Source organism: Pseudomonas sp. GW822-FHT06D10, from assembly GCF_058799535.1.
Window position 1 is genome coordinate 221613 of the sequence record NZ_JBXALN010000002.1, and the last position, 23464, is coordinate 245076.

Here is a 23464-nt window from a genome sequence, read left to right on the forward strand (position 1 = left end):
GCGCGTTTTTTATGCCCGCCATTTTTGTAGGAGCTGGCTTGCCAGCGAAAGCGTCCTGACATCCGGTACCAGGCTCAAGGGCTCATTCGCCGGTAAGGCGGGCCCTATAAGAGTTGGACAAAAATCATACAAGCCAGATTGATTTGATTCTCAATATCATTTAATAATGAAAATCATTATTCGATGAGCCCAGGTCATGAGTTCTGCCTTGCACGAGCAGCCTTACCTCGAAAGCTGGCGCTGGATGAGCCGCCAGATCCGTTGCGCACTGGAACCGGACGAGCCCCGTCTGATCGAGCATTACCTCGCCGAAGGCCGCTACCTGGCCTGCTGTACCGCGATGTCGGCCTGGACCGTCGCTGAAACTTCCTTCCGTTTATTGATCGATACCGCAACCGATACAGCGCTGCCCTGGCATTGGCGCAGCCAGTGCCTGGACCAGGCCTGGCGGCCGTTGCGCGACATGGAGCGGTTGTCTTTGTGCAATTGCCGGCTCAAGCGCTGGCAGAGCCACGCCTGGCAGTTGGCGACCTGCTCGCTGCTGCCTTCCATTCCCCTGATAGAACTGGTGCAAGGATTTCCCGATGAGTAATACCCGTATCGAACGCGACAGCATGGGCGAACTGCAGGTACCGGAACTGGCCCTGTACGGCGCCCAGACCCAGCGTGCGGTGGACAACTTTCCCATCAGTGGCCAACGCATGCCGGCAGCCTTCATCCGTGCGCTGATCCTGGCCAAGGCAGCTGCGGCCAAGGCCAACGTCGAACTGGGGCAGATCAGCGAAGCCCAGGGCAAGGCCATCGTGGATGCCGCCCAGGGTCTGCTGGAAGGTGATTTCATGCCGCACTTCCCGGTGGACATTTTCCAGACCGGCTCTGGCACCAGTTCCAACATGAACGCCAATGAAGTACTGGCAACCCTGGCCAGCCGCCTGCTGGGTGAGCCGGTCAACCCCAATGACCATGTCAACTGCGGCCAGAGCAGCAACGACATCATCCCTACCACCATTCATGTCAGCGCCGCGCTGACCCTGCATGAGCAACTGCTGCCGGCCCTGGTGCATCTGGTGGAGGTCATCGAGCGCAAGGCGGTACAGGTGCACCCCTTCATCAAGACCGGCCGCACTCACCTGATGGACGCGATGCCGGTGCGCATGAGTCAGGTGCTGGAGGGCTGGGCGCAGCAACTCAAGGCCAATATCAGCCACCTGCAGGATCTGCTGCCGAGCCTGCAATCCCTGGCTCAGGGCGGCACCGCTGTGGGCACCGGGATCAATGCGCATCCCGAGTTCGCTGCGCGTTTCAGCCAGCAGTTGAGCAAGCTGACCCAGGTGCAATTCACCCCGGGCAAGAACCTCTTCGCCCTGATCGGCTCCCAGGACACTGCGGTGACGGTATCCGGCCAGCTCAAGGCTACCGCGGTGTCGTTGATGAAGATCGCCAACGACTTGCGCTGGATGAACTCCGGCCCGCTGGCCGGGCTCGGCGAGATCGAGCTGGAAGGTTTGCAGCCCGGTTCGTCGATCATGCCCGGCAAGGTCAACCCGGTGATTCCTGAAGCCACCGCGATGGTCGCCGCCCAGGTCATCGGCAACGACAGCACCATCACTGTGGCCGGGCAATCGGGCAACTTCGAGCTCAACGTGATGCTGCCGATCATTGCCCAGAACCTGCTGAGCAGCATCGAGTTGCTGGCCAACTCCAGCCGCCTGCTGGCGGACAAGGCCATCGCCAGCTTCAAGGTCAACGAACCCAAGCTCAAGGAAGCGCTGTCGCGCAACCCGATCCTGGTCACGGCGCTGAACCCGATCATCGGCTATCAGAAGGCTGCAGAAATCGCCAAGACCGCCTACAAGCAGGGGCGCCCGGTGATCGACGTGGCCCTTGAACATACCGATCTGTCACGCAGCCAGCTGGAGGTCCTGCTGGACCCGGAAAAGCTCACTGCCGGCGGCGTGTAACCCACCGACACCGCTTTGGAGGCTCACCATGGAGCACTGGAAACGCACGATCGAAAGGGCCAATCGCCTCTTTATGCAGGGCGAGCTGGTGGATGCTCGCGAGTTCTACCTGCAGGCGCTGGCCCTGGCCCAGGTGCTGTTCGAGCGCTGGTCGGATGCCGACGAAGCGGTGGCGGCCTGTGTGATTTCCCATCACAACCTGGCAGACCTGCACCTGCGCCTCAATCAGCCGGAGGAGAGCGCGGAATACCTCTGCGCCATCCATCAGCGGTTGCTGCAGACCATGCAGGACAGCCGCTTGCCCACAGCCCTGCGGGAAGCGGCCTTGCGCCAAAGCAGCAAGACCTACGTCGAACTGCTGAATTTCATCGGTGATCACGGCGAATACCCGCGCACTCACCGTTTGCTGGACAGCAACGTCGCGGGCCTGTCAGCCGACAGCCCGCAACCAGACAGCCCCTCTTACGGAGCCCATTGATATGTCCTTTACCTTGCCTGCACTGCCTTACGCCTACGACGCCCTGGAACCGCACATCGATGCGCAAACCATGGAAATCCACTACACCAAGCATCACCAGACCTACATCAACAACCTCAACGCCGCCGTCGAGGGGACCGAATGGGCAGGGTGGGAGGTGGAAAAGCTGGTAGCCAGCGTTCAGCAACTGCCGGAAAAACTGCGTGCTGCGGTGATCAACCAGGGTGGCGGGCATGCCAACCATTCGCTGTTCTGGGCGGTGATGACACCCGCCGGTGGCGGTCATCCCCAAGGCGCCCTGGGGCAAGCCATCGAGCAGCAACTGGGTGGTTTCGAGAGCTTCAAGGAAGCGTTCACCAAGGCCGCACTCACCCGTTTTGGCAGTGGCTGGGCCTGGCTCAGCGTGACACCGGAGAAGAAACTGGTGGTGGAAAGCAGCGGTAACCAGGACAGCCCGCTGATGAACGGCAATACGCCGATCCTCGGTCTGGATGTGTGGGAGCACGCCTACTACCTGCGCTACCAGAACCGCCGCCCGGAATACATCAACGCCTTCTACAACGTCATCAACTGGCCGGAAGTCGCTCAGCGCTACCAGGCCGCGATGGCTTGATACCTTTCCATCAAAACAAGATCTAAGGCCGACTATGGGCACTGAAACACTGGCAATCAGCAGCGGGCGAATGTTTCGTTATGCCTTCGGTTCGCTGTTGCTGTTGGCGGGCACGGCGTTGCTGGTGGCTCAAGGGTTGAGCTGGCTGAACCTGGAGCCGCGCTTGCTGCGCGCCTTGCAGGGCGGTTCGATCTGCGCGCTGGGCACGGCGCTGGGGGCGGTCCCGGTGCTGGTGATCCGGCGGATGCCGGTGGCGGTGAGCGACACCCTGCTGGGCTTTGGTGCCGGAGTGATGCTGGCGGCCACGGCATTTTCGCTGATCGTCCCCGGCATCGCTGCGGCCCAGGACCTGGGCTTGTCTGCCTGGGGCTCCAGCGGTCTGATCTGCGCCGGCATCATGCTCGGGGCCTTTGGCCTGTTCCTGGTGGATCTCAAGGTCTCGGGGGGCAGCCCGGAGGTGCTGGTGGGCACGCCAGAGCATCCGGTGATTGCCCCGCGTATCTGGCTGTTCGTCTTCGCCATCATTGCCCACAACATTCCTGAAGGGATGGCGGTGGGGGTGTCGGCCGGAGGCGGCATGCCGGATGCGGACAGCCTGGCCATGGGCATTGCCCTGCAGGATGTACCGGAAGGCCTGGTGATTGCCCTGGTATTGGCGGGGGCGGGGATGTCGCGGGTCAAGGCATTCCTGATTGGTGCGGCTTCAGGTCTGGTGGAGCCGGTCTTTGCCTTGCTCTGCGCCTGGTTGGTGAGCCTGGCGCAGGTATTGCTGCCCCTGGGCCTGGCCCTGGCGGCGGGGGCGATGCTGCTGGTGGTCACTCATGAAGTGATTCCGGAGTCGCGTCGCAATGGCCATGACAAGCTTGCCAGCCTTGGCCTGTGCATCGGTTTCTGCCTGATGATGGTCATGGATACGGCACTCGCCTGAGAGCCGTATGGTGAGGGGCCCGCCCGGGCCTACTCGCCTTCGTCGAAGAAGTTGTTGATCAGCGCCACCAGCGCATCCATCGCTTCCTGTTCCTGCTCGCCTTCGGTCTTCAGGTGGATCCTGGTGCCCTTGCCGGCGGCCAGCATCATCATGGCCATGATGCTTTTGCCGTCGACCATGGAGTCCGGGGTCCTGCCGGCGCGGATCTGGCAGGGAAACTGCCCGGCCACGCCGACGAACTTGGCCGAGGCACGGGCATGCAGGCCCAGTTTATTGATGATCTCGATTTCCAGAGCTGGCATCGCGGGGTAGATCCTTTCAGCTAAGGTCGCGGTGGCGAACCTGGACGTTCTTCAGGGATTTTTGCAGGACCTGGCCCAGGCGCTCGGTCAGGTACACGGAGCGGTGGTGCCCGCCGGTGCAGCCGATGGCGATGGTCACATAGGCGCGGTTGCTGGCGGCAAAGCGTGGCAGCCATTTGAGCAGGTAACTGGAGATGTCCTGGAACATTTCCTCGACATCGGGTTGCGCCGCCAGATACTCGGCCACGGGCGCATCCAGGCCCGATTGGGCGCGCAACTCGGGCTTCCAATACGGGTTGGGCAGGCAGCGCACGTCGAACACCAGGTCTGCATCTACCGGCATGCCGCGCTTGAAGCCGAAGGACTCCACCAGGAACGCGGTACCGGGTTCCGGCTGGTTCAACAGTCGCAGCTTGATGGTGTCGCGCAGTTGGTAAAGGTTCAGGTTGGTGGTGTTGACCTTGAGATCGGCCAGGTCGACGATCGGCCCCAGCAGTTGGGTTTCATCGTGGATGGCTTCGGCCAGGGAGCGGTTGGCGCTGCTCAGCGGGTGGCGCCGACGGGTCTCGGAGAAGCGCTTGAGCAGGGTCTCTTCGTCGGCATCCAGGTACAGCACGTCGCACTGGATATGCCGGCTGCGCACTTCTTCCAGCAATTCGGGGAAGCGCGACAGATGACTGGGCAGGTTGCGGGCATCGATGGACACCGCCACCAGCGGTTGCGCCAGTTCGGTGTGGATCAACGCACGTTCAGCCAGTTCCGGCAGCAAGCCGGCTGGCAGGTTGTCGATGCAGTAGTAGCCGTGGTCCTCGAGAACATCGAGGGCGGTGCTTTTACCTGAGCCGGAGCGGCCGCTGACGATGATCAAACGCATGATTACTGACCGTTTTGCTCGTCCAGAACGACCTGATACAAGGCTTCGTTGCTGGTGGCGCTGCGCAGCCGGTCACGGACTTCCTTGCGATCGAGCATGCTGGCGATCTGCCGGAGCAGTTCCAGGTGTGCATCGGTCGCGGCTTCCGGAACCAGCAGGACGAACAGCAGGTCGACCGGTGCGCCATCGATGGCGTCGAAATCGATCGGAGCGTCCAGGTGCATCAGCGCACTGATGGGCGACTCGCAGCCTTTGAGGCGGCAGTGGGGAATGGCGATGCCGTTGCCAAAACCGGTGGAACCGAGTTTTTCACGGGCAATCAGGCTCTCGAAGACATCCTGCATCTCCAGATCAGGCACTTCACGGCTGATCAGGTTGGCAATTTGTTCGAGGGCGCGTTTTTTACTGCCGCCCGGCACGTTCACCAGGGAACGGCCGGGGGTCAGGATGCTTTCAAGTCGGATCATGGGAGGGGAGTGTTAGCGACCCGTGCCTTGGAGAAGGTGGAGTTGCTTTTCCTTATGCTTTTTCAGTTGGCGGTCAAGCTTGTCCGTGAGCAGGTCGATTGCGGCATACATATCGTCATGTTCTGCGTTGGCAACGACCTCCCCACCGTGGATGTGCAGGGTGGCTTCGATTTTCTGCTTCAGCTTCTCGACAGCCATGGTGACCTGCACATTGGTAATCTTGTCGAAGTGCCTCTCCAGCCGGTCGAGTTTTTCGCCGATGTAGACGCGCAGGGGTTCAGTCACTTCGAGTTGGTGTCCACTGATGTTGACTTGCATACAGCTTCTCCTTCGTTGCCAGTGCATAACGCGGCAGGCTGGGTTGCCTGCCACCTAGACTACGTTTGAAAACGGCACCGGGCCCTTTTCAAACACACTCTGAAACGCTGTGGCCAGCCCTGCGGCTACATCAACCGCTTACGTTCGCTGGAAGGCGCGATCCCAAGGGATTCGCGGTACTTGGCGACGGTACGACGGGCTACCTGAATGCCTTGTGCCTCCAGTAAACCAGCGATCTTGCTGTCACTCAACGGCTTTTTCTGATTTTCCGCGGCCACCAATTTTTTGATGATCGCGCGGATCGCCGTGGACGAGCATTCACCGCCTTCCGAAGTGCTGACGTGGCTGGAGAAAAAGTATTTCAGCTCATATATGCCCCGTGGGGTATGCATGAATTTTTGCGTAGTCACCCGGGAAATCGTCGATTCGTGCATGCCCACCGCCTCGGCGATATCGTGCAGAACCAGCGGCTTCATCGCTTCATCGCCATATTCGAGAAAGCCGCGCTGGTGCTCGACGATCTGGGTGGCGACCTTCATCAGGGTTTCATTGCGGCTTTGCAGGCTCTTGATGAACCAGCGGGCTTCCTGCAACTGGTTGCGCATGAAGGTGTTGTCGGCGCTGGTGTCGGCGCGGCGTACAAAACCGGCGTACTGGGCGTTGACCCGCAGGCGCGGCACGGACTCCTGGTTCAGTTCCACCAGCCAGCGTTCGTTGTCTTTGCGCACTATGACGTCCGGGACCACGTATTCGGCTTCACTGGATTCGATCTGTGAACCGGGGCGGGGGTTGAGGCTCTGCACCAGCTCGATGACTTGGCGCAGCTCATCTTCCTTGAGCTTCATGCGCCGCATCAGCTGGCTGTAGTCGCGGCTGCCCAGGAGGTCGATGTAGTCACTGACCAGGCGCTGGGCCTCGCCCAGCCAGGGCGTTTTCGCCGGCAACTGGCGCAGTTGCAGCAACAGGCACTCGCCCAGGTTGCGGGCGCCGATGCCCGCGGGTTCGAATTGCTGGATGCGGTGCAGGACGGCTTCTATCTCGTCCAGTTCGATGTCCAGTTCCGGATCGAAGGCTTCGAGGATCTCTTCGAGGGTTTCGTCCAGGTAGCCCTGATTGTTGATGCAGTCGATCAGGGTCACGGCAATCAGGCGGTCGGTGTCCGACATCGGCGCCAGGTTCAGTTGCCAGAGCAGGTGGCTCTGCAGGCTCTCGCCCGCCGAAGTGCGGGTGGTGAAGTCCCACTCGTCGTCATCGCTGCTGGGCAGGCTGCTGGCGCTGGTCTGGTAGACGTCCTCCCAGGCGGTGTCGACCGGCAGTTCGTTGGGGATGCGCTCGTTCCACTCACCGTCCTCGAGGTTGTCCACCGTGGGGGCGGTTTCCTGGTAGGAGGGCTCCTGGATCTCGGTATTGGGTTTGGACTCGGTGTTGTCGGCCAGGGGGTCGCTGTTGTCGAAGTCGTCGCCTTCTTCCTGGCGCTCGAGCATCGGGTTGGACTCCAGGGCTTCCTGGATTTCCTGTTGCAGGTCCAGGGTCGACAATTGGAGCAGGCGGATGGCCTGTTGCAGCTGCGGTGTCATCGTCAGCTGCTGGCCCATTCTAAGGACTAGCGATGGTTTCATGGCAGGGGCTTAACACCTTATTTGCCGGCGCACATGCGCCATCCACTACAGGGCGCCGGAGCGCCAAACATAAGCAAATTATATGCCTGAAACTGAAGTGTTTGCCTAGAGCGCTGTAACAATAAAGTTTGTAGGGTTTTATTGTTCCCGGCGCCCTGGCGTCCAGCCCAACACATCAGCCCTTACAGGCGGAACTCATGGCCCAGATAGACTTCCTTGACCAGTTCGTTGGCCAGGATGGTCTCGGAGTCGCCTTCGGCGATCAGTTGCCCGTCGTTGACGATGTAGGCGGTCTCACAGATGTCCAGGGTTTCCCGGACGTTGTGGTCGGTGATCAGCACCCCGATGCCCTTGGCCTTGAGGTGGTGGATGATCTGCTTGATATCGCCCACCGAGATCGGGTCGACACCGGCGAAGGGTTCGTCCAGCAGGATGAACTTGGGCGCGGTGGCCAGGGCCCGGGCGATTTCCACGCGGCGCCGCTCACCACCGGACAGGCTCATGCCGAGGTTGTCGCGGATGTGGTTGATGTGGAATTCCTGCAGCAGGCTTTCCAGTTCATGGCGACGGCCGGCCTTGTCGAGCTCCTTGCGGGTCTCGAGGATGGCCATGATGTTGTCGGCCACCGACAGCTTGCGAAAGATCGAGGCTTCCTGGGGCAGGTAGCCGATACCGGCGCGTGCGCGGCCGTGCATCGGTTGGTGGCTGACATCCAGGTCGTCGATCAGGACGCGGCCCTGATCGGCCTGGACCAGGCCGACGATCATGTAGAAGCAGGTGGTCTTGCCGGCGCCGTTGGGGCCGAGCAGGCCGACGATCTGACCGCTGTCGATGGACAGGCTGACATCACGCACGACCTGGCGGCTCTTGTAGCTCTTGGCCAGGTGCTGAGCTTTCAGAGTTGCCATTACTGGGCCTTTTGCTCGTCGGTTTTCTTTTTCGGCTGGATGACCATGTCGATCCGCGGACGCGGCGCGGTCACCGAGCTGCCATTGGCGCGACCGGCGTTGGCAACCTGCTTGACGGTGTCGTAGACGATTTTCTCGCCTTCGGTGGTATTGCCGTCGTTGATGACCTTGGCCTTGTCGATCAGCACGATGCGGTTCTGCTGGGCATGGTACTGGATGGTCACGGCGTAGGCCTGGACCGGTTTCGGGTCGGTCTGCTTCTGCAGTTGCTCGAAGTAGGCGAGGTTGCCCACCGAGGTCACCACGTCGATTTCACCGGTCTTGGACCGGGTGATGGTCACGGTGTTGCCGGTGATCTTCATCGAACCCTGGGTGATGATGACATCGCCCTTGTAGGTGGCCACGCCGTTCTTGTCGTCCAGCTGGGCGTCGTCGGCCTGGATGCGGATCGGCTGTTGGCTATCGTTCGGCAGAGCCCAGGCGCTCACGCTTCCCAGTGCTGCGCCCAGACTGAGCAAAATAGGGAGGGTTTTAACGAGCCTCATACTGTCCTCTTACGTTCGATAGCAGGTTCATCCTGCCGTCTTTCAAATACGCTTTCATTCCCTTGGCCGTAGTCACGCCGCCGGCGCCGTCGATTCTAACGGCTTGCTCGGTCTGCGCATATTGCTTCTGCGGGAATACTGTCATGCGGGTCGTGGTGATCAGCAGGTTGCGGTTGCGCTCGTCGGTGCGGGAAACCCGTACCGAATCGATCAGCTCGACCTCGGTGCCGTCCGGGTTGACCTCGCCGCGTTCGCTCTGAACATGCCAGGGGAACGTGGTGCCACGGTACATCTGCAGGTCCGGCTTGGTCAGCAGGGTCACTTCGCTGGCCTTGACGTGCTCGACCTTGTCCGAGGTCATTTCGTACTGCAGTTTGCCGTCGGGCAGGTACTGCACGCTGCGGGCGTTGATCACGTAGTAGTCAATGGCGCTTTCGTCGACCTGGGCCACCGGCTTGTCGAGGAAGCGTTCCGGGCTGATGTTCCAGTAACCGACCGCTGCGAACAGCAGGGCGATGGTCCCGAAGATCAGGATGTTGCGAATCTTTTTGCTCAGCATGGGAAGGCTCTATAGGTAAGCGGCATTGGCTGCTTCAAGGCGGTCCTGGGCACGCAGGATCAGTTCGCAGAACTCGCGGGCGGCACCTTCGCCGCCGCGGGCCAGGGTGACGCCGTGGGCGTGTTCGCGGACAAACGCTGCGGCATTGGCCACCGCCATGCCCAGCCCCACGCGGCGGATCACCGGCAGATCGGGCAAATCGTCGCCCAGATAGGCGACCTGTTCATAGCTTAGGCCCAGTTGGCCAAGAAGCTCGTCCAATACCACCAGCTTGTCTTCGCGGCCCTGGTACAGGTGGGGAATCCCGAGGTTCTTGGCCCGGCGCTCTACCACCGGGGTCTTGCGCCCACTGATGATCGCCGTCTGCACGCCGGCCGCCATCAGCATCTTGATGCCCTGGCCGTCCAGGGTGTTGAAGGTCTTGAACTCGCTGCCGTCTTCGAGGAAGTACAGGCGCCCGTCAGTCAGCACGCCATCGACATCGAATACCGCCAGCTTGATGTTTTTACCGCGTTGCAGCAGGTCGGCACTCATCACATCACTCCCGCGCGCAGCAGGTCGTGCATGTTCAAGGCGCCGATCGGCCGGTCTTCCTTGTCCACCACCACCAGGGCGCTGATCTTGTGGTCTTCCATGATTTTCAGGGCTTCGGCGGCCAGCATGTCGGCACGTGCGGTCTTGCCATGAGGGGTCATCACCGAATCGATGGTGGCATGGTGTATATCGATGGCCCGATCCAGGGTGCGACGCAGGTCGCCGTCGGTGAAGATCCCGGCCAGGCGGCCGTCGGCCTCCAGGATCACGGTCATGCCCAGGCCCTTGCGGGTCATTTCCATGAGCGCATCCTTGAGCAGGGTGCCGCGTTGCACCTGGGGCAGATCGCTGCCTTCGTGCATGACGTTCTCCACCTTGAGCAGCAGGCGACGGCCCAGGGCGCCACCCGGGTGGGAGAAGGCAAAGTCCTCGGCAGTGAAGCCGCGGGCTTCCAGCAGCGCCACGGCCAGGGCGTCGCCCATGACCAGGGCGGCGGTGGTCGAGGAGGTCGGTGCCAGGTTCAGCGGGCAGGCTTCGTGCTCGACGTGGACGTTGAGGTTGACGTCAGCCGCCTTGGCCAGCGGCGACTCGGGGTTGCCGGTGAGGCTGATCAACTGGATGCCCAGACGCTTGATCAGGGGCAGCAGGGTGACGATTTCGTTGGTGGAGCCGGAGTTGGAGAGGGCCAGGATCACGTCATCGCGGGTAATCATGCCCATGTCGCCATGGCTGGCTTCGGCAGGATGGACGAAGAAGGCCGTGGTCCCGGTGCTGGCCAGGGTAGCGGCAATCTTGTTGCCGACGTGCCCGGACTTGCCCATGCCGACCACCACTACGCGGCCTTTGCTGGCCAGAATCATCTCGCAAGCGCGTACGAAATCTGCGTCGATATGGGGCAGCAAGCCTTCTACTGCCTGTAGTTCGAGGCGGATGGTGCGTTGTGCTGATTGAATCAGGTCGCTGGATTGGCTCATGTCTGAAATCGTATAGCCCGATGAAAAGGCGGCGATTATAGCGGTAATGAACAAATCCCTCACGCAAGTTCGTCAGGCTTTGTCTACCGGGCGCGAGGAAAGTCTGGTTTTTGCCTGTCGTCGACCTGAACGGGGGTGGCGTCGGCCTTGGGGGCTCCGTATCAGCAGTGATATAGTTCGCCGCCAGTTCGGCCTGCCCAGGGGCATGTACTCCCGGCAGGGAGCCAAGCGTCCGAGTGATAGGCTGCATCGCAAGGAGTTTAGATGAGTGCCGATAACGCCTACGCGGTCGAGCTGAAGGGACTGTCCTTCAAGCGCGGTACGCGCAGCATTTTCAATAACGTGGATATCCGTATTCCGCGGGGCAAGGTCACCGGCATCATGGGGCCTTCCGGCTGTGGGAAGACCACCCTGTTGCGCTTGATGGGCATGCAGTTGCGGCCCAGCAGCGGCGAAGTGTGGGTCAATGGCCAGAATCTGCCGAGCCTATCGCGCAGCGATCTGTTCGACGCGCGCAAGCAGATGGGCGTGCTGTTTCAGAGCGGCGCACTGTTCACCGACCTGGACGTGTTCGAGAACGTGGCCTTTCCGCTGCGGGTGCACACCCAACTGCCGGACGAAATGATTCGTGACATCGTCCTGCTCAAGTTGCAGGCGGTGGGCTTGCGCGGCGCGGTCGACCTGATGCCCGACGAGCTGTCCGGCGGCATGAAGCGCCGGGTCGCCCTGGCCCGGGCGATTGCCCTGGATCCGCAGATCCTCATGTACGACGAGCCTTTCGTGGGCCAGGACCCCATTGCCATGGGCGTTCTGGTGCGCCTGATCCGGCTGCTCAACGATGCCCTGGGCATCACCAGCATCCTGGTTTCCCACGACCTGGCGGAAACCGCGAGCATTGCCGACTACCTCTATGTAGTGGGCGATGGCCAGGTGTTGGGCCAGGGAACTCCCGAAGAGCTGATGGACTCCGATAATCCGCGTATCCGTCAGTTCATGAAGGGCGATCCCGACGGCCCGGTGCCGTTTCACTTTCCAGCGACGGACTACCGCGCAGATCTTCTGGGGAAGCGCTGATGCGCAAAATATCGCTAATCGAGAGGGTTCGCCTCTTCGGTCGCTCAGGCATCGATGTCCTGGCGGTACTGGGGCGTTCCACGCTGTTCCTGTTCCATGCGCTGCTGGGCCGCGGTGGCATCGGCGGCAGCTTTGGCCTGCTGGTCAAGCAACTGCACTCAGTGGGCGTGATGTCCCTGGTGATCATTGTCGTGTCCGGGATCTTCATCGGCATGGTGCTGGCGCTGCAGGGCTTCAATATCCTTTCCAGCTACGGTTCGGAGCAGGCGGTGGGGCAGATGGTGGCCCTGACCCTGTTGCGGGAGCTTGGGCCGGTAGTGACTGCGCTGCTGTTCGCCGGGCGTGCCGGTTCGGCGCTGACCGCGGAAATCGGCAACATGAAGTCCACCGAGCAGCTCTCCAGCCTGGAGATGATCGGTGTCGACCCGCTCAAGTACATCATTGCGCCGCGCCTGTGGGCCGGCTTCATTTCCTTGCCATTGCTGGCGATGATTTTCAGCGTGGTGGGCATCTGGGGCGGTTCGTGGGTCGCTGTCGACTGGCTGGGAGTCTACGACGGCTCCTACTGGGCGAACATGCAGAACAGCGTGACCTTCAGTGGTGACGTGCTCAACGGTGTGATCAAAAGTATTGTTTTTGCGTTTGTAGTGACCTGGATCGCCGTTTTCCAAGGCTATGACTGTGAGCCCACTTCAGAGGGGATCAGCCGTGCCACTACCAAGACCGTGGTGTATGCCTCGTTGGCCGTACTCGGCTTGGACTTTATTCTGACCGCCTTGATGTTTGGAGATTTCTGATGCAAAACCGCACCCTGGAAATCGGTGTCGGCCTTTTCCTGCTGGCCGGCATCCTGGCTTTGCTGTTGCTTGCCCTGCGAGTCAGTGGCTTGTCTCCAACCGCGAGCACCGATACTTATAAGCTTTACGCCTACTTCGACAATATCGCCGGTTTGACGGTCAGAGCCAAAGTGACCATGGCCGGCGTGACCATCGGCAAGGTCACGGCGATCGATCTGGACCGTGACAGCTTCACTGGCCGGGTAACGATGCAATTGGAAAAGCGCGTGGATAATCTACCGACTGACTCCACTGCATCTATCCTGACTGCTGGCCTGTTGGGTGAGAAATACATCGGTATCAGCGTGGGCGGGGAAGAAGCCTTGCTCAAGGATGGTGGAACCATCCACGACACCCAGTCGTCGCTGGTACTGGAGGACCTGATCGGTAAATTCCTGCTCAATACCGTTAGCAAAGACGCCAAATGAGGAGTTTTTCGATGATCTCTATCTTGCGACGTGGCCTGTTGGTGCTGCTGGCGGCTCTGCCGTTGCTGGCCAACGCGGCAAGCACGCCTTCCGCGCATGATCTGGTGCAGGACACGACCACCCGTCTGCTCGCTGACCTGGCGGCCAATAAAGAGAAGTACAAGCAAAGTCCGAACGACTTCTACAATGCCTTGAACAGCATCGTCGGTCCTGTGGTGGATGCCGATGGCATTTCCCGCAGCATCATGACCGTCAAGTATTCGCGCAAGGCCACGCCGGAGCAGATGGCGCGCTTCCAGGAAAACTTCAAGCGCAGCCTGATGCAGTTCTATGGCAATGCCTTGCTGGAGTACAACAACCAGGGCATCACGGTTTCTCCGGCCAAGGATGAAAGCGGCACCCGCACCAGCGTCGATATGCAGGTCAAGGGCAACAACGGCGCGATCTACCCAGTGTCCTACACCCTGGAAAAGATCAACGACGAGTGGAAAGTGCGTAACGTGATCATCAACGGCATCAATATCGGCAAGCTGTTCCGTGATCAGTTCGCCGACGCGATGCAGCGCAATGGCAACAACCTGGACAAGACCATCGACGGCTGGGCCGGTGAGGTGGCCAAGGCCAAGGAAGTGACCGAAGACGCTGCACAAAAGGCTGCGCAATGAGTGAATCGGCCGTGCGCCTCGGTGACGCCGGGGAACTGTTGATCAGCGGCGTGCTGGATTACCGCAGCGGCCCGGGCCTGCGCAAGCAGGGCCAGGCACTGATCAAGTCGAGCCAGGCACCGGCGCTGGTGCTCGATTGCTCGGCGGTGGAGAAGTCCTCCAGCGTCGGACTCGCGCTGCTGCTGGCCTTCATGCGTGATGGCCAGGCACTGGGCAAGGCGGTGAGCGTTCGTGCGCTGCCCGAGGACATGCGCGAGATCGCCGAGGTCTCCGGAGTCACCGAAATCTTCGCCCATCCCCAATAACCCACATCTCTATATAGAAGCCCCCCGTCAGAGTCCTGCTATGCGGGGTTCGCAGGCGCGGGGCTTTTTTGTATGATGTCCGACCCGCGCGCACAGGGCGCCGATTGAGGTTGAGCATGCAGGCCAACGAAGTGAAGAGCTTTCTTGAGGGAAAGCTGCCCGGAGCTCAGGTAGAAGTTGAGGGCGAAGGCTGCAACTTTCAGCTGAACGTGATTAGCGACGAACTGTCGGCCTTGAGCCCGGTGAAGCGTCAGCAGAGCATCTATGCCCATTTGAACCCATGGATTGCCGATGGCAGCATCCACGCGATCACCATGAAATTTTTCAGCCGCGCGGCCTGGGCCGAGCGCACCTGAGCCCAAGGGCGTCGAGACTGTTATGGATAAATTGATTATTACCGGCGGCGTTCGCCTTGATGGCGAGATCCGCATTTCCGGGGCCAAGAACTCCGCGCTGCCGATTCTGGCGGCAACCCTGCTGTGCGATGGCCCGGTCACCGTGGCCAACCTGCCGCACCTGCACGACATTACCACCATGATCGAGCTGTTCGGTCGCATGGGCATCGAGCCGGTGATCGACGAGAAACTCAGCGTCGAAATCGACCCGCGTACCATCAAGACCCTGGTGGCACCCTACGAGCTGGTGAAAACCATGCGTGCCTCGATCCTGGTACTGGGCCCGATGGTTGCCCGTTTCGGCGAAGCCGAAGTGGCCCTGCCTGGCGGTTGCGCCATCGGCTCGCGTCCGGTAGACCTGCACATCCGCGGCCTGGAAGCCATGGGCGCGGTGATCGACGTCGAAGGCGGCTACATCAAGGCCAAGGCGCCTGAGGGTGGCCTGCGCGGCGCGAATTTCTTCTTCGATACCGTGAGCGTGACCGGTACCGAGAACATCATGATGGCTGCAGCCCTGGCCCGTGGCCGCAGCGTGCTGCAGAACGCCGCTCGCGAACCAGAAGTCGTGGACCTGGCAAACTTCTTGATCGCCATGGGCGCGAAGATTTCCGGCGCCGGCACCGACACCATCACCATCGATGGCGTAGAGCGCCTGCATTCGGCGATCTACAAAGTGATGCCTGACCGTATCGAAACCGGCACCTACCTGGTGGCCGCTGCGGTCACCGGTGGCCGCGTCAAGGTCAAGGACACCGATCCGACCATCCTTGAAGCCGTTCTGGAAAAGCTCAAGGAAGCCGGCGCTGAAGTCACCACCGGCAGCGACTGGATCGAGCTCAACATGCACGGCAAGCGCCCCAAGGCGGTCAACGTGCGTACCGCTCCGTACCCGGCGTTCCCCACCGACATGCAGGCGCAGTTCATTTCCCTGAACGCGATTGCCGAAGGTACTGGCGCGGTGATCGAGACCATCTTCGAAAACCGCTTCATGCACGTCTATGAGCTGCACCGCATGGGCGCCAAGATCCAGGTCGAAGGCAACACCGCCATCGTTACCGGTACCGAAATCCTCAAGGGCGCGCCTGTCATGGCTACCGACCTGCGGGCTTCGGCCAGCCTGGTGATCTCGGCCCTGATGGCCGAAGGCGACACCCTGATCGATCGCATCTACCACATCGACCGTGGTTACGAGTGCATCGAAGAGAAGCTGCAGATGCTCGGCGCCAAGATCCGCCGCGTACCGGGCTAGTTGCATGACGGGCACAGGGAGGTGCCCACAGTCGAACCTGTTTCACGTCGAGCCTGTCTTCAGGCTCGACGCATGTCTGGCGCCGTTTGCGTCCGGGCATCAGTCGCCGCATAAGGACTTACGTTACTCATGTTGACCATCGCACTGTCCAAGGGCCGTATCCTCGACGACACGCTGCCGCTTCTGGCTGAAGCGGGCATCGTGCCAACCGAGAATCCGGACAAGAGCCGCAAACTGATCATCCCCACGACCCAGGACGATGTCCGCCTGCTGATCGTGCGTGCCACTGACGTGCCGACCTATGTCGAGCATGGCGCTGCCGACCTCGGGGTGGCCGGCAAGGACGTCCTGATGGAATACACCGGCCAGGGCCTGTATGAGCCACTGGACCTGCAGATTGCCCAGTGCAAGCTGATGACTGCCGGTGCCATTGGCGCCGCAGAACCCAAGGGCCGCCTGCGCGTGGCCACCAAGTTCGTCAACGTAGCCAAGCGCTACTACGCCGAGCAGGGTCGTCAGGTGGACATCATCAAGCTCTACGGTTCCATGGAGCTGGCACCGCTGATCGGCCTGGCCGACAAGATCATCGACGTGGTCGACACTGGCAATACCCTGCGGGCCAACGGCCTGGAACCCCAGGAACTGATTGCTACCATCAGCTCCCGCCTGGTGGTCAACAAGGCATCGATGAAGATGCAGCACGCCCGTATCCAGGCGTTGATCGATACCCTGCGCAAGGCAGTGGAATCGCGACACCGCGGCTGATTCACATGCGTGGCCTTGAGCCGCGCCCATCTATCCGCGTCATAGCCAGAATGCTCAGGTGCCCACGCGGATGGCTTGGTAGTCTTGCGGCGCCTGAGCTTTGCAAATCCAAGCTTGCCCTTTTGTGCATTCGCCAATCATTGAGGCCTTCGCTATGACCGCTCCGACTGCAATTCGCCGACTCAACGCTGCCGACCCGGATTTCGCCCGTCATCTGGATCATCTGCTGAGCTGGGAAAGTGTCTCTGACGATTCGGTCAATCAGCGGGTGCTGGACATCATCAAGGCCGTGCGCGAGCGCGGCGATGCGGCGCTGGTGGAGTTCACCCAGCGTTTCGACGGCTTGCAAGTGGCCTCCATGGCAGACCTGATCCTGCCGCGCGAGCGCCTGGAGCTGGCCCTGACCCGGATCACCGAGGCCCAGCGCGAAGCCCTGGAAAAGGCCGCGGCGCGGGTGCGCAGCTACCACGAGAAGCAGAAACAGGACTCCTGGACCTACACCGAGGCCGACGGCACGGTGCTGGGCCAGAAGGTCACGCCGCTGGACCGCGCCGGGCTGTACGTACCGGGGGGCAAGGCGTCCTACCCGTCGTCGGTGCTGATGAACGCGATTCCGGCCAAGGTGGCGGGCGTTACCGAGGTGGTGATGGTGGTGCCGACCCCGCGTGGCGAGGTCAACGAACTGGTACTGGCTGCCGCCTGCATCGCCGGGGTCGATCGGGTGTTCACCATCGGCGGCGCCCAGGCCGTGGCCGCGCTGGCCTACGGCACCGAAAGCGTGCCCCAGGTGGACAAGGTTGTCGGCCCGGGCAACATCTATGTGGCCACCGCCAAGCGCCACGTGTTCGGCCAGGTCGGCATCGACATGATCGCCGGCCCGTCGGAGATCCTGGTGGTCTGCGACGGCCAGACCGATCCGGACTGGATCGCCATGGACCTGTTCTCCCAGGCCGAGCACGACGAAGACGCCCAGGCGATCCTGGTCAGCCCGGATGCCGAGTTCCTGGATAAAGTCGCGGCGAGCATCGCCAAGCTGCTGCCAACCATGGAGCGCGCGGAAATCATCAACACCTCGATCAATGGCCGTGGAGCCCTGATCAAGGTCCGCGACATGCAGCAAGCCATTGAAGTGGCCAACCGCATTGCCCCCGAGCACCTGGAGCTGTCCGTGGCCGACCCGCAAGCCTGGCTGCCGCAGATCCGCCACGCCGGGGCGATCTTCATGGGCCGCCACACCAGCGAAGCGCTGGGGGATTACTGCGCCGGGCCGAACCACGTGCTGCCGACTTCCGGCACCGCGCGTTTCTCGTCGCCGCTGGGGGTGTATGACTTCCAGAAACGTTCGTCGATCATCTTCTGCTCCGAGCAGGGCGCCTCTGAACTGGGCCGCACCGCCTCGGTACTGGCCCGTGGCGAGTCGCTGACCGCCCACGCCCGCAGCGCCGAATACCGCATCGTCGACGACCAAGATCAGGGGCAATGAACATGAGCAAATTCTGGAGTCCGTTCGTCAAGAACCTGGTGCCCTACGTGCCGGGCGAACAACCCAAGCTGACCAAGCTGGTCAAGCTCAACACCAATGAAAACCCCTATGGCCCGTCGCCCAGGGCCCTGGCGGCGATGCAGGCCGAACTCAACGACAACCTGCGCCTGTACCCGGACCCCAACAGTGACCTGCTCAAGCAGGCGGTGGCCAGTTACTACGGGGTGCAGGGTAACCAGGTGTTCCTCGGCAACGGTTCCGACGAAGTCCTGGCGCACATTTTCCATGGCCTGCTGCAGCAGGAAAAACCGCTGCTGTTCCCGGACATCAGCTACAGCTTCTACCCGGTGTATTGCGGCCTGTACGGCATCGAGCACGAAGCGGTGCCGCTGGACGAGCAGTTCCAGATCCGCGTGGCCGACTACGCCAGGCCCAACGGCGGGATCATCTTCCCCAACCCGAATGCGCCCACCGGCTGCCTGTTGGCCCTGGATGCGGTGGAGCAGATCCTCAAGGCCAGCCCGGATTCCGTGGTGGTGGTGGATGAGGCCTACATCGACTTCGGCGGCCAGACCGCCATCAGCCTGGTGGATCGCTACCCGAACCTGCTGGTGACCCAGACCCTGTCCAAGTCGCGCTCCCTGGCCGGCTTGCGAGTGGGCCTGGCGGTAGGGCACCCGGATCTGATCGAGGCCCTGGAGCGGGTCAAGAACAGCTTCAACTCCTACCCGCTGGATCGCCTGGCGATCGTCGGAGCGGCGGCGGCCTTCGAGGACCGCGAGTACTTTGCCAAGACCTGCCAGCAAGTGATCGACAGTCGCGAATGGGTGGTGGCGCAGTTGCAGGCCAAGGGCTTCGAAGTGCTGCCGTCGGCGGCCAACTTCATCTTTGCCCGCCACCCGCGGCACGACGCAGCCGGCCTGGCGGCCAAGCTGCGCGAGCAAGGGGTGATAGTGCGCCACTTCAAGCAGCAGCGGATCGCTCAGTTCCTGCGGATCAGCATCGGCACACAGGAACAGAACCAGGCGCTGATCGACGGCCTGGGCGAGCTGTAGTCCAGGCGCCTGGCTTCCGAGGTGGCCGTACCTTTATTCGTGGTGCGGCTCGCCGAGGAAGGTCAGGGAGCTGAACAGGCCGCGTGAGGCCACATCCGGGTTGTCCTTGAGCGCTACCTCCAGCTCTGCGGCAATCACGTTCAAGCCTTCGTTCCTCACCAGCACTTGGGCACGTCCCTGGGCATCGGTCTCGGTGCTCAGGGTGCTCGGTGCATTGCGGTAATCGCCAATCAACTTCACCCCGGCCACCGGCTTCCCATCCAGCAGCACCCGCACCGGCAGGTTCTTGCCCGGGCCGACGGTCAGCGGGTCGACTTCCGGCAGGATCACCAGCTTGAGCTGTTCCAGCTTGGGCAGCTTCGCTCCCGGTTGATAGATCGCCAGGCTGTACTTGTAGGTGTGAGTCGAGGCGATGGCCCCCGGGACCTTGCTGCGACCCTGGTTGACCCAGCGCTTGTCCGCGGTTTGCGACCAGGGGCCGTTGTCCAGTGCCACGGCCAGTACCGCCGGCGGTTTGAGCGGTTGCAGGCGTGCATGGTCCGCCAGGCGTTGCACAGTCACCGGAATCATTCTGGCCGCGCCGTCATAGGCCCAGGCACCGCTGATTTTCTTGGCCTTGAAGGCGTCGTCTTCGGCGCCGTGGCCGTAGATCACTTCGATATTGCCGCGTCGTTGTTCGGTCCACAGGCCGTGGGCCGAGGCCTGGGTGGCGCCCAGTGTGGCGAGCAGGCCCAGCAGGGCGATGGATTTGAGGCTGTGCATGGCGGCTCTCTTCTACAGGTTGAGTGTGAGGCTGAGGGTGAAATTGCGCGGTTCGCCGGGATTGACCCAGTAGTTGCTGTAGGAGCGTTCGTAGTACTTCTCGTCGAACAGGTTGTTCAGGTTCAGGCCCAGGGTCAGGTTGTCGCTGGCCTTGTAGTGGGCCAGCAGGTCCAGGGTGCGGTAGGCGGGCAGCTCGAAGCTGCCTCCGGCCTCGCCCGAGCGGTCGCCGACATAGGTCAGGGCTGCGCCGATGTCCGAGCCCTTGAGCCGGCCGTCCTGGAATTCATAGACCCCCAGCAGGCTGGCGCTGTGCTTGGCCACGCCGAGAATGCGGCTGCCGGCGGGGATTGCCGGGTCGCCCTTGGTGACTTGCGCATCAATCAGCGCATAGGCGCCTATCACGCGCACCGCGTCGGTCAACTGGCCGCTGAACTGCAGGTCGAAGCCCTGGCTGCGGGCCTTGCCCATGGCGCGGCTGGAGTCGGTGCCAGGGTCCAGGGCCAGGACGTTTTCCTTGTCGATATGGAAGGCGGCGAGGGTGGCGCTCAAGCGCTCGTCGAACAGCTCGCTCTTGATCCCCACTTCATAGCCAACGCCTTCCTCGGGCTTGAAGGTCTTGCCGCCCGCATCCAGCCCATTGTTGGGCTTGAACGAGGTGGAGGCGTTGGCGAACAGCCCCACCTGCGGGGTCAGTTGGTAGAGCAGGCCGGCGCGCTGGGTCAGGGCATCGTGGTTCTGGCGGCTGCGCTTGCCGGTGGTGTGGTCGTCGATCTTTTGCTCGAAGTGTTCAAAGCGGGCGCCGACCATGCCTCGCAGGCGGTCAGTGAAGATGATCTGGTCCTGCAGGTTGAGGGCCTGGCTTTCGACATGCTCGAAAAAGTCCGTGCCAGAGCGTTTGCCGTTGGGCTTGGCCTGACCGTAGATCGGGTCGTAGATATCGATGGCATAGGCGCCGCCGGCAATGCTGGTGACCCGCTCGTTCTTGCGGTAGTTCTCGTATTCGCTGCCGATCAGCAGTTCATGCTGCCAACTGCCGAGGTCGAACAGGCCGCGCAGTTCCAGCTGGGTGATGCTGTCATGCCAGTTGTTGTCCCGCTCGCGGTAGCGCCGGTTGACCGTGTGCCGGTCGGCGTTCAGCGGTCGGGTTTCGGAGGCGAAGCCCCAGAGCTTGCCTTCCTTGTAGTGGCTGGCCAGACGCAGTTTCCAGCTGTCATTGAGGTGGTGTTCCAGGGTGGCCTGGAGCATGTTGTTGTGGTTGTCGATGTTGCCGTCATCGGGTTCGCCGAGGAAGGTCGAGCGGGAGACGCCGCTCCAGCGATTGTTCGGGGCCACGATGCCACGGTCGAAGGTCGAGCTGTGGCGCACCCATTCGCTTTCCAGCAGCAGGCTGGTGTCCGGGTTCAACTGCCAGCTTAAGGAGGGCGCGACGAACACCCGGCGGCTGTCCACGTGGTCGCGAAAGCTGTGGTTGTCCTCCACGGCCAGGTTGACTCGGGACAGCAGGTTACCCTGGGCATCCAGCGGGGTGTTGAGGTCCAGGGCGGTGCGGTAGCGGTCCCAGCTGCCAGCACTGGTCTGCAAGGTCGCGAAGGCTTCGGGCTGGGGTTTCTTGGTGACGATATTCACCGTGCCGCCGGGGTCGCCACGGCCGTAGAGGCTGGCGGCCGGCCCCTTGAGCACTTCGATGCGCTCGACAGTGGCGGCGTCCGGGGTGCTGGGGTAGCCGCGGTTGGCGCTGAAGCCGTCCTTGTAGAACTCCGAGGTGGTGAAGCCGCGCACGCTGTATTCATACAGGGTCAGGCCGCCGAAGTTGTTCTGCTTGGAAACCCCGCCGGCAAACTCCAGGGCGCGTTCGACGTTGTTGCTGCCCAGGTCCTTGAGCACGCTGGCGGGGATCACGCTGATGGATTGGGGAATGTCGCGGATCGCCGTATCGGTCTTCGTCGCGCTGGCCGAGCGTGTGGCCCGATAGCCCTTGACCGGGCCCGTGGCGGATTCGTATTCGGTGCTGATACGGGTGGTTTCAAGTTCCAGCGGCTCAGGTTCTTTGGCCAGCAGCGGATCTGCCAGCAGGCCCAGGGTCAGGCCTGCCAAGGGGAGGATTCTTCGGGACGTCATGGGGCTGTTCCAATAGCGATATTGAAACAATATAACATGACTAATGAGAATGTATGCTGTTAGCCCGGCATGGCCGGGCCCAGCTTCACTCTTCTTCTTTGACGGGCGCGGGCGGTGGTCGCAGGCCGATTTCTGCCGTCAGCTTGAGTTCCTTGCCGTTGCGCATGACCAGGATCGAGACTTTGTCCGTCGGTTTGATCCGCGCCACCTGGTTCATCGAACGCCGGCCGTCGCCGGCAGGTTCGCCATCGATACTGAGGATCACGTCACCCAGTTGCATCCCGGCTTTCTGCGCCGGGCCGTCGCGGAAGATCCCCGCCACCACGATTCCCGGGCGCCCGGCCAGGCCGAAGGACTCTGCCAGCTCCTGGGTCAAGGGTTGCACTTCGATCCCCAGCCAGCCGCGGATGACCTGGCCGTGCTCGATGATCGACTTCATCACTTCCATGGCCAGCTTGATCGGGATCGCAAAACCGATGCCCTGGGAGCCACCGGACTTGGAGAAGATCGCAGTGTTGATCCCGGTCAGGTTGCCGTTGGCGTCCACCAGGGCGCCACCGGAGTTGCCCGGGTTGATCGCGGCGTCGGTCTGGATGAAGTCTTCGTAGTTGTTCAGGCCCAGCTGGTTGCGCCCGGTGGCACTGATGATGCCCATGGTCACGGTCTGGCCGACCCCGAACGGGTTGCCGATGGCCAGCGCGACGTCGCCGACGCGGACGTTTTCCGAACGGCCGACGGTGATCGAAGGCAGGTTCTTCAAGTCGATCTTGAGCACCGCCAGGTCGGTTTCCGGATCGCTGCCGATCACCCGGGCCAGGGTCTCGCGGCCGTCCTTGAGGGCCACCACGATCTGCTCGGCACCGGAGGTCACATGGTTGTTGGTCAGCAGGTAGCCCTCGGGGCTCATGATCACCCCCGAGCCCAGGCTCGATTCCATGCGCTGCTGCTTGGGCAGGTTGTCGCCGAAAAAGCGCCTGAACTGCGGGTCTTCAAAGAGCGGGTGAGCCGGCTTGTTGATGACCTTGGTGGTGTACAGGTTGACCACCGCGGGCGCGGCGATCACCACGGCGTCGGCGTAGGACACCGGCCCCTGTTGCGTGCTGGTGGTTTGCGGGGCTTGCTGCAGATTGACGTCGAGGCTGGGCAGGCCCACCCATTGCGGGTAGCGCTGGATAATCAACAACGCGATAAGCACGCCGGCCAGTAGCGGCCAGCCAAAAAAACGCAGAGCCTTGAGCATTGAGCAAGT

The 23464-nt window shown here is 61.9% G+C and carries 28 protein-coding genes; 15 read left to right on the top strand and 13 right to left on the bottom strand.

The genetic code is table 11. The features are described from left to right. Nucleotides 1-196: 196 nt before the first annotated feature. The 5 genes from AC1RL5_RS06535 to AC1RL5_RS06555 are packed head-to-tail and all read left to right on the top strand — an operon-like array spanning nucleotide 197 to nucleotide 3980. Nucleotides 197-592, top strand: a complete 396-nt coding sequence (locus AC1RL5_RS06535) for a hypothetical protein (RefSeq protein ID WP_011059260.1) — start codon at nucleotides 197-199, stop codon at nucleotides 590-592. Next, nucleotides 585-1961 carry a class II fumarate hydratase gene (locus AC1RL5_RS06540; protein ID WP_093404729.1) on the top strand — a complete coding sequence of 459 codons (1377 nt, stop codon included), beginning with the start codon at nucleotides 585-587 and terminating at the stop codon, nucleotides 1959-1961. Before AC1RL5_RS06535 ends, AC1RL5_RS06540 begins: the two co-directional genes overlap by 8 nt. A 28-nt stretch (nucleotides 1962-1989) precedes the next feature. Beyond that, nucleotides 1990-2439: a DUF2753 family protein gene (locus tag AC1RL5_RS06545; protein WP_011059262.1), complete on the top strand. Its 450-nt coding sequence runs from the start codon at nucleotides 1990-1992 to the stop codon at nucleotides 2437-2439. Between the two features lies 1 nt (nucleotide 2440). Then, nucleotides 2441-3052, top strand: coding sequence for a superoxide dismutase (locus AC1RL5_RS06550; protein ID WP_011059263.1), 612 nt, complete (start codon nucleotides 2441-2443; stop codon nucleotides 3050-3052). A 34-nt stretch (nucleotides 3053-3086) separates the two neighbouring features. Next, nucleotides 3087-3980, top strand: a complete 894-nt coding sequence (locus AC1RL5_RS06555; RefSeq protein WP_011059264.1) for a ZIP family metal transporter — start codon at nucleotides 3087-3089, stop codon at nucleotides 3978-3980. Nucleotides 3981-4009: 29 nt separating this feature from the next. On the opposite strand, the gene AC1RL5_RS06560 is transcribed toward AC1RL5_RS06555, so the two are convergent. The 10 genes from AC1RL5_RS06560 to AC1RL5_RS06605 all read right to left on the bottom strand — a co-directional run bounded on the left by AC1RL5_RS06560 (nucleotide 4010) and on the right by AC1RL5_RS06605 (nucleotide 11080). After that, a complete protein-coding gene (locus tag AC1RL5_RS06560; protein ID WP_011059265.1) occupies nucleotides 4010-4282 on the bottom strand; it encodes an HPr family phosphocarrier protein in 273 nt (90 codons plus the stop codon). Nucleotides 4283-4298: 16 nt separating this feature from the next. Further along, the gene (gene rapZ / locus AC1RL5_RS06565; protein ID WP_011059266.1) at nucleotides 4299-5156 is read right to left on the bottom strand and encodes an RNase adapter RapZ; all 858 of its coding nucleotides are present in this window, start codon (nucleotides 5154-5156) and stop codon (nucleotides 4299-4301) included. A 2-nt stretch (nucleotides 5157-5158) separates the two neighbouring features. Then, on the bottom strand, nucleotides 5159-5623 hold the full coding sequence (gene ptsN, locus AC1RL5_RS06570) for a PTS IIA-like nitrogen regulatory protein PtsN (RefSeq protein WP_011059267.1): 465 nt from the start codon (nucleotides 5621-5623) through the stop codon (nucleotides 5159-5161). Nucleotides 5624-5635: 12 nt separating this feature from the next. Continuing rightward, on the bottom strand, nucleotides 5636-5941 hold the full coding sequence (hpf, locus tag AC1RL5_RS06575; RefSeq protein WP_011059268.1) for a ribosome hibernation-promoting factor, HPF/YfiA family: 306 nt from the start codon (nucleotides 5939-5941) through the stop codon (nucleotides 5636-5638). 125 nt (nucleotides 5942-6066) lie between these two features. Then, nucleotides 6067-7560, bottom strand: coding sequence for an RNA polymerase factor sigma-54 (locus AC1RL5_RS06580; RefSeq protein ID WP_011059269.1), 1494 nt, complete (start codon nucleotides 7558-7560; stop codon nucleotides 6067-6069). Nucleotides 7561-7742: 182 nt separating this feature from the next. Beyond that, the gene (gene lptB, locus AC1RL5_RS06585; RefSeq protein ID WP_072451271.1) at nucleotides 7743-8468 is read right to left on the bottom strand and encodes an LPS export ABC transporter ATP-binding protein; all 726 of its coding nucleotides are present in this window, start codon (nucleotides 8466-8468) and stop codon (nucleotides 7743-7745) included. Beyond that, on the bottom strand, nucleotides 8468-9013 hold the full coding sequence (gene lptA / locus AC1RL5_RS06590; protein WP_011059271.1) for a lipopolysaccharide transport periplasmic protein LptA: 546 nt from the start codon (nucleotides 9011-9013) through the stop codon (nucleotides 8468-8470). Before lptA ends, lptB begins: the two co-directional genes overlap by 1 nt. Further along, nucleotides 9000-9572: an LPS export ABC transporter periplasmic protein LptC gene (gene lptC / locus AC1RL5_RS06595; RefSeq protein ID WP_072451270.1), complete on the bottom strand. Its 573-nt coding sequence runs from the start codon at nucleotides 9570-9572 to the stop codon at nucleotides 9000-9002. Before lptC ends, lptA begins: the two co-directional genes overlap by 14 nt. 9 nt (nucleotides 9573-9581) lie before the next feature. Further along, nucleotides 9582-10106: a KdsC family phosphatase gene (locus tag AC1RL5_RS06600; RefSeq protein WP_072451269.1), complete on the bottom strand. Its 525-nt coding sequence runs from the start codon at nucleotides 10104-10106 to the stop codon at nucleotides 9582-9584. After that, nucleotides 10106-11080 (bottom strand): KpsF/GutQ family sugar-phosphate isomerase, encoded by a 975-nt coding sequence (locus tag AC1RL5_RS06605; RefSeq protein ID WP_011059274.1) that lies wholly within the window; start codon nucleotides 11078-11080, stop codon nucleotides 10106-10108. The genes AC1RL5_RS06600 and AC1RL5_RS06605 overlap by 1 nt, the downstream gene beginning before the upstream one ends. Before the next feature lie 264 nt (nucleotides 11081-11344). On the opposite strand from AC1RL5_RS06605, the gene AC1RL5_RS06610 reads away from it, so the two are divergent. The 10 genes from AC1RL5_RS06610 (at nucleotide 11345) to hisC (ending at nucleotide 19335) form a co-directional block, all read left to right on the top strand. Further along, on the top strand, nucleotides 11345-12154 hold the full coding sequence (locus AC1RL5_RS06610) for an ATP-binding cassette domain-containing protein (protein ID WP_011059275.1): 810 nt from the start codon (nucleotides 11345-11347) through the stop codon (nucleotides 12152-12154). Next, nucleotides 12154-12951 carry a lipid asymmetry maintenance ABC transporter permease subunit MlaE gene (gene mlaE / locus AC1RL5_RS06615; RefSeq protein ID WP_011059276.1) on the top strand — a complete coding sequence of 266 codons (798 nt, stop codon included), beginning with the start codon at nucleotides 12154-12156 and terminating at the stop codon, nucleotides 12949-12951. The genes AC1RL5_RS06610 and mlaE overlap by 1 nt, the downstream gene beginning before the upstream one ends. Continuing rightward, complete coding sequence (mlaD, locus tag AC1RL5_RS06620; protein ID WP_011059277.1) at nucleotides 12951-13418, top strand: outer membrane lipid asymmetry maintenance protein MlaD; 468 nt, start codon at nucleotides 12951-12953, stop codon at nucleotides 13416-13418. The genes mlaE and mlaD overlap by 1 nt, the downstream gene beginning before the upstream one ends. A gap of 11 nt (nucleotides 13419-13429) precedes the next feature. Then, entirely contained in the window at nucleotides 13430-14083 is a 654-nt protein-coding gene (locus AC1RL5_RS06625) for an MlaC/ttg2D family ABC transporter substrate-binding protein (RefSeq protein WP_019093344.1), read from the top strand. After that, nucleotides 14080-14388, top strand: a complete 309-nt coding sequence (locus tag AC1RL5_RS06630) for an STAS domain-containing protein (RefSeq protein ID WP_011059279.1) — start codon at nucleotides 14080-14082, stop codon at nucleotides 14386-14388. Before AC1RL5_RS06625 ends, AC1RL5_RS06630 begins: the two co-directional genes overlap by 4 nt. A 116-nt stretch (nucleotides 14389-14504) precedes the next feature. Beyond that, entirely contained in the window at nucleotides 14505-14744 is a 240-nt protein-coding gene (locus AC1RL5_RS06635; RefSeq protein WP_011059280.1) for a BolA family protein, read from the top strand. Between the two features lie 22 nt (nucleotides 14745-14766). Beyond that, complete coding sequence (gene murA / locus AC1RL5_RS06640) at nucleotides 14767-16032, top strand: UDP-N-acetylglucosamine 1-carboxyvinyltransferase (protein WP_011059281.1); 1266 nt, start codon at nucleotides 14767-14769, stop codon at nucleotides 16030-16032. A 129-nt stretch (nucleotides 16033-16161) separates the two neighbouring features. Continuing rightward, entirely contained in the window at nucleotides 16162-16797 is a 636-nt protein-coding gene (gene hisG / locus AC1RL5_RS06645) for an ATP phosphoribosyltransferase (RefSeq protein WP_011059282.1), read from the top strand. Nucleotides 16798-16951: 154 nt separating this feature from the next. Beyond that, nucleotides 16952-18280, top strand: coding sequence for a histidinol dehydrogenase (gene hisD, locus AC1RL5_RS06650; protein WP_145712635.1), 1329 nt, complete (start codon nucleotides 16952-16954; stop codon nucleotides 18278-18280). 2 nt (nucleotides 18281-18282) lie between these two features. Next, nucleotides 18283-19335 carry a histidinol-phosphate transaminase gene (gene hisC, locus AC1RL5_RS06655; RefSeq protein WP_011059284.1) on the top strand — a complete coding sequence of 351 codons (1053 nt, stop codon included), beginning with the start codon at nucleotides 18283-18285 and terminating at the stop codon, nucleotides 19333-19335. A gap of 33 nt (nucleotides 19336-19368) precedes the next feature. Here hisC and AC1RL5_RS06660 read toward each other — a convergent pair whose 3' ends face one another. The 3 genes from AC1RL5_RS06660 to algW all read right to left on the bottom strand — a co-directional run bounded on the left by AC1RL5_RS06660 (nucleotide 19369) and on the right by algW (nucleotide 23455). Further along, the gene (locus AC1RL5_RS06660) at nucleotides 19369-20097 is read right to left on the bottom strand and encodes a DUF4198 domain-containing protein (protein WP_093404725.1); all 729 of its coding nucleotides are present in this window, start codon (nucleotides 20095-20097) and stop codon (nucleotides 19369-19371) included. A gap of 12 nt (nucleotides 20098-20109) precedes the next feature. Further along, on the bottom strand, nucleotides 20110-22215 hold the full coding sequence (locus AC1RL5_RS06665) for a TonB-dependent siderophore receptor (RefSeq protein ID WP_093404720.1): 2106 nt from the start codon (nucleotides 22213-22215) through the stop codon (nucleotides 20110-20112). Nucleotides 22216-22300: 85 nt separating this feature from the next. Beyond that, on the bottom strand, nucleotides 22301-23455 hold the full coding sequence (gene algW, locus AC1RL5_RS06670) for a Do family serine endopeptidase AlgW (RefSeq protein ID WP_011059287.1): 1155 nt from the start codon (nucleotides 23453-23455) through the stop codon (nucleotides 22301-22303). Nucleotides 23456-23464: the final 9 nt, after the last annotated feature.

Coding starts and splice junctions, on each gene's coding strand:
- AC1RL5_RS06535 (WP_011059260.1), top strand. CDS start 197: ATGAGTTCTGCCTTGCACGAGCAGCCTTACCTCGAAAGCTGGCGCTGG.
- AC1RL5_RS06540 (WP_093404729.1), top strand. CDS start 585: ATGAGTAATACCCGTATCGAACGCGACAGCATGGGCGAACTGCAGGTA.
- AC1RL5_RS06545 (WP_011059262.1), top strand. CDS start 1,990: ATGGAGCACTGGAAACGCACGATCGAAAGGGCCAATCGCCTCTTTATG.
- AC1RL5_RS06550 (WP_011059263.1), top strand. CDS start 2,441: ATGTCCTTTACCTTGCCTGCACTGCCTTACGCCTACGACGCCCTGGAA.
- AC1RL5_RS06555 (WP_011059264.1), top strand. CDS start 3,087: ATGGGCACTGAAACACTGGCAATCAGCAGCGGGCGAATGTTTCGTTAT.
- AC1RL5_RS06560 (WP_011059265.1), bottom strand. CDS start 4,282: ATGCCAGCTCTGGAAATCGAGATCATCAATAAACTGGGCCTGCATGCC.
- rapZ (WP_011059266.1), bottom strand. CDS start 5,156: ATGCGTTTGATCATCGTCAGCGGCCGCTCCGGCTCAGGTAAAAGCACC.
- ptsN (WP_011059267.1), bottom strand. CDS start 5,623: ATGATCCGACTTGAAAGCATCCTGACCCCCGGCCGTTCCCTGGTGAAC.
- hpf (WP_011059268.1), bottom strand. CDS start 5,941: ATGCAAGTCAACATCAGTGGACACCAACTCGAAGTGACTGAACCCCTG.
- AC1RL5_RS06580 (WP_011059269.1), bottom strand. CDS start 7,560: ATGAAACCATCGCTAGTCCTTAGAATGGGCCAGCAGCTGACGATGACA.
- lptB (WP_072451271.1), bottom strand. CDS start 8,468: ATGGCAACTCTGAAAGCTCAGCACCTGGCCAAGAGCTACAAGAGCCGC.
- lptA (WP_011059271.1), bottom strand. CDS start 9,013: ATGAGGCTCGTTAAAACCCTCCCTATTTTGCTCAGTCTGGGCGCAGCA.
- lptC (WP_072451270.1), bottom strand. CDS start 9,572: ATGCTGAGCAAAAAGATTCGCAACATCCTGATCTTCGGGACCATCGCC.
- AC1RL5_RS06600 (WP_072451269.1), bottom strand. CDS start 10,106: ATGAGTGCCGACCTGCTGCAACGCGGTAAAAACATCAAGCTGGCGGTA.
- AC1RL5_RS06605 (WP_011059274.1), bottom strand. CDS start 11,080: ATGAGCCAATCCAGCGACCTGATTCAATCAGCACAACGCACCATCCGC.
- AC1RL5_RS06610 (WP_011059275.1), top strand. CDS start 11,345: ATGAGTGCCGATAACGCCTACGCGGTCGAGCTGAAGGGACTGTCCTTC.
- mlaE (WP_011059276.1), top strand. CDS start 12,154: ATGCGCAAAATATCGCTAATCGAGAGGGTTCGCCTCTTCGGTCGCTCA.
- mlaD (WP_011059277.1), top strand. CDS start 12,951: ATGCAAAACCGCACCCTGGAAATCGGTGTCGGCCTTTTCCTGCTGGCC.
- AC1RL5_RS06625 (WP_019093344.1), top strand. CDS start 13,430: ATGATCTCTATCTTGCGACGTGGCCTGTTGGTGCTGCTGGCGGCTCTG.
- AC1RL5_RS06630 (WP_011059279.1), top strand. CDS start 14,080: ATGAGTGAATCGGCCGTGCGCCTCGGTGACGCCGGGGAACTGTTGATC.
- AC1RL5_RS06635 (WP_011059280.1), top strand. CDS start 14,505: ATGCAGGCCAACGAAGTGAAGAGCTTTCTTGAGGGAAAGCTGCCCGGA.
- murA (WP_011059281.1), top strand. CDS start 14,767: ATGGATAAATTGATTATTACCGGCGGCGTTCGCCTTGATGGCGAGATC.
- hisG (WP_011059282.1), top strand. CDS start 16,162: ATGTTGACCATCGCACTGTCCAAGGGCCGTATCCTCGACGACACGCTG.
- hisD (WP_145712635.1), top strand. CDS start 16,952: ATGACCGCTCCGACTGCAATTCGCCGACTCAACGCTGCCGACCCGGAT.
- hisC (WP_011059284.1), top strand. CDS start 18,283: ATGAGCAAATTCTGGAGTCCGTTCGTCAAGAACCTGGTGCCCTACGTG.
- AC1RL5_RS06660 (WP_093404725.1), bottom strand. CDS start 20,097: ATGCACAGCCTCAAATCCATCGCCCTGCTGGGCCTGCTCGCCACACTG.
- AC1RL5_RS06665 (WP_093404720.1), bottom strand. CDS start 22,215: ATGACGTCCCGAAGAATCCTCCCCTTGGCAGGCCTGACCCTGGGCCTG.
- algW (WP_011059287.1), bottom strand. CDS start 23,455: ATGCTCAAGGCTCTGCGTTTTTTTGGCTGGCCGCTACTGGCCGGCGTG.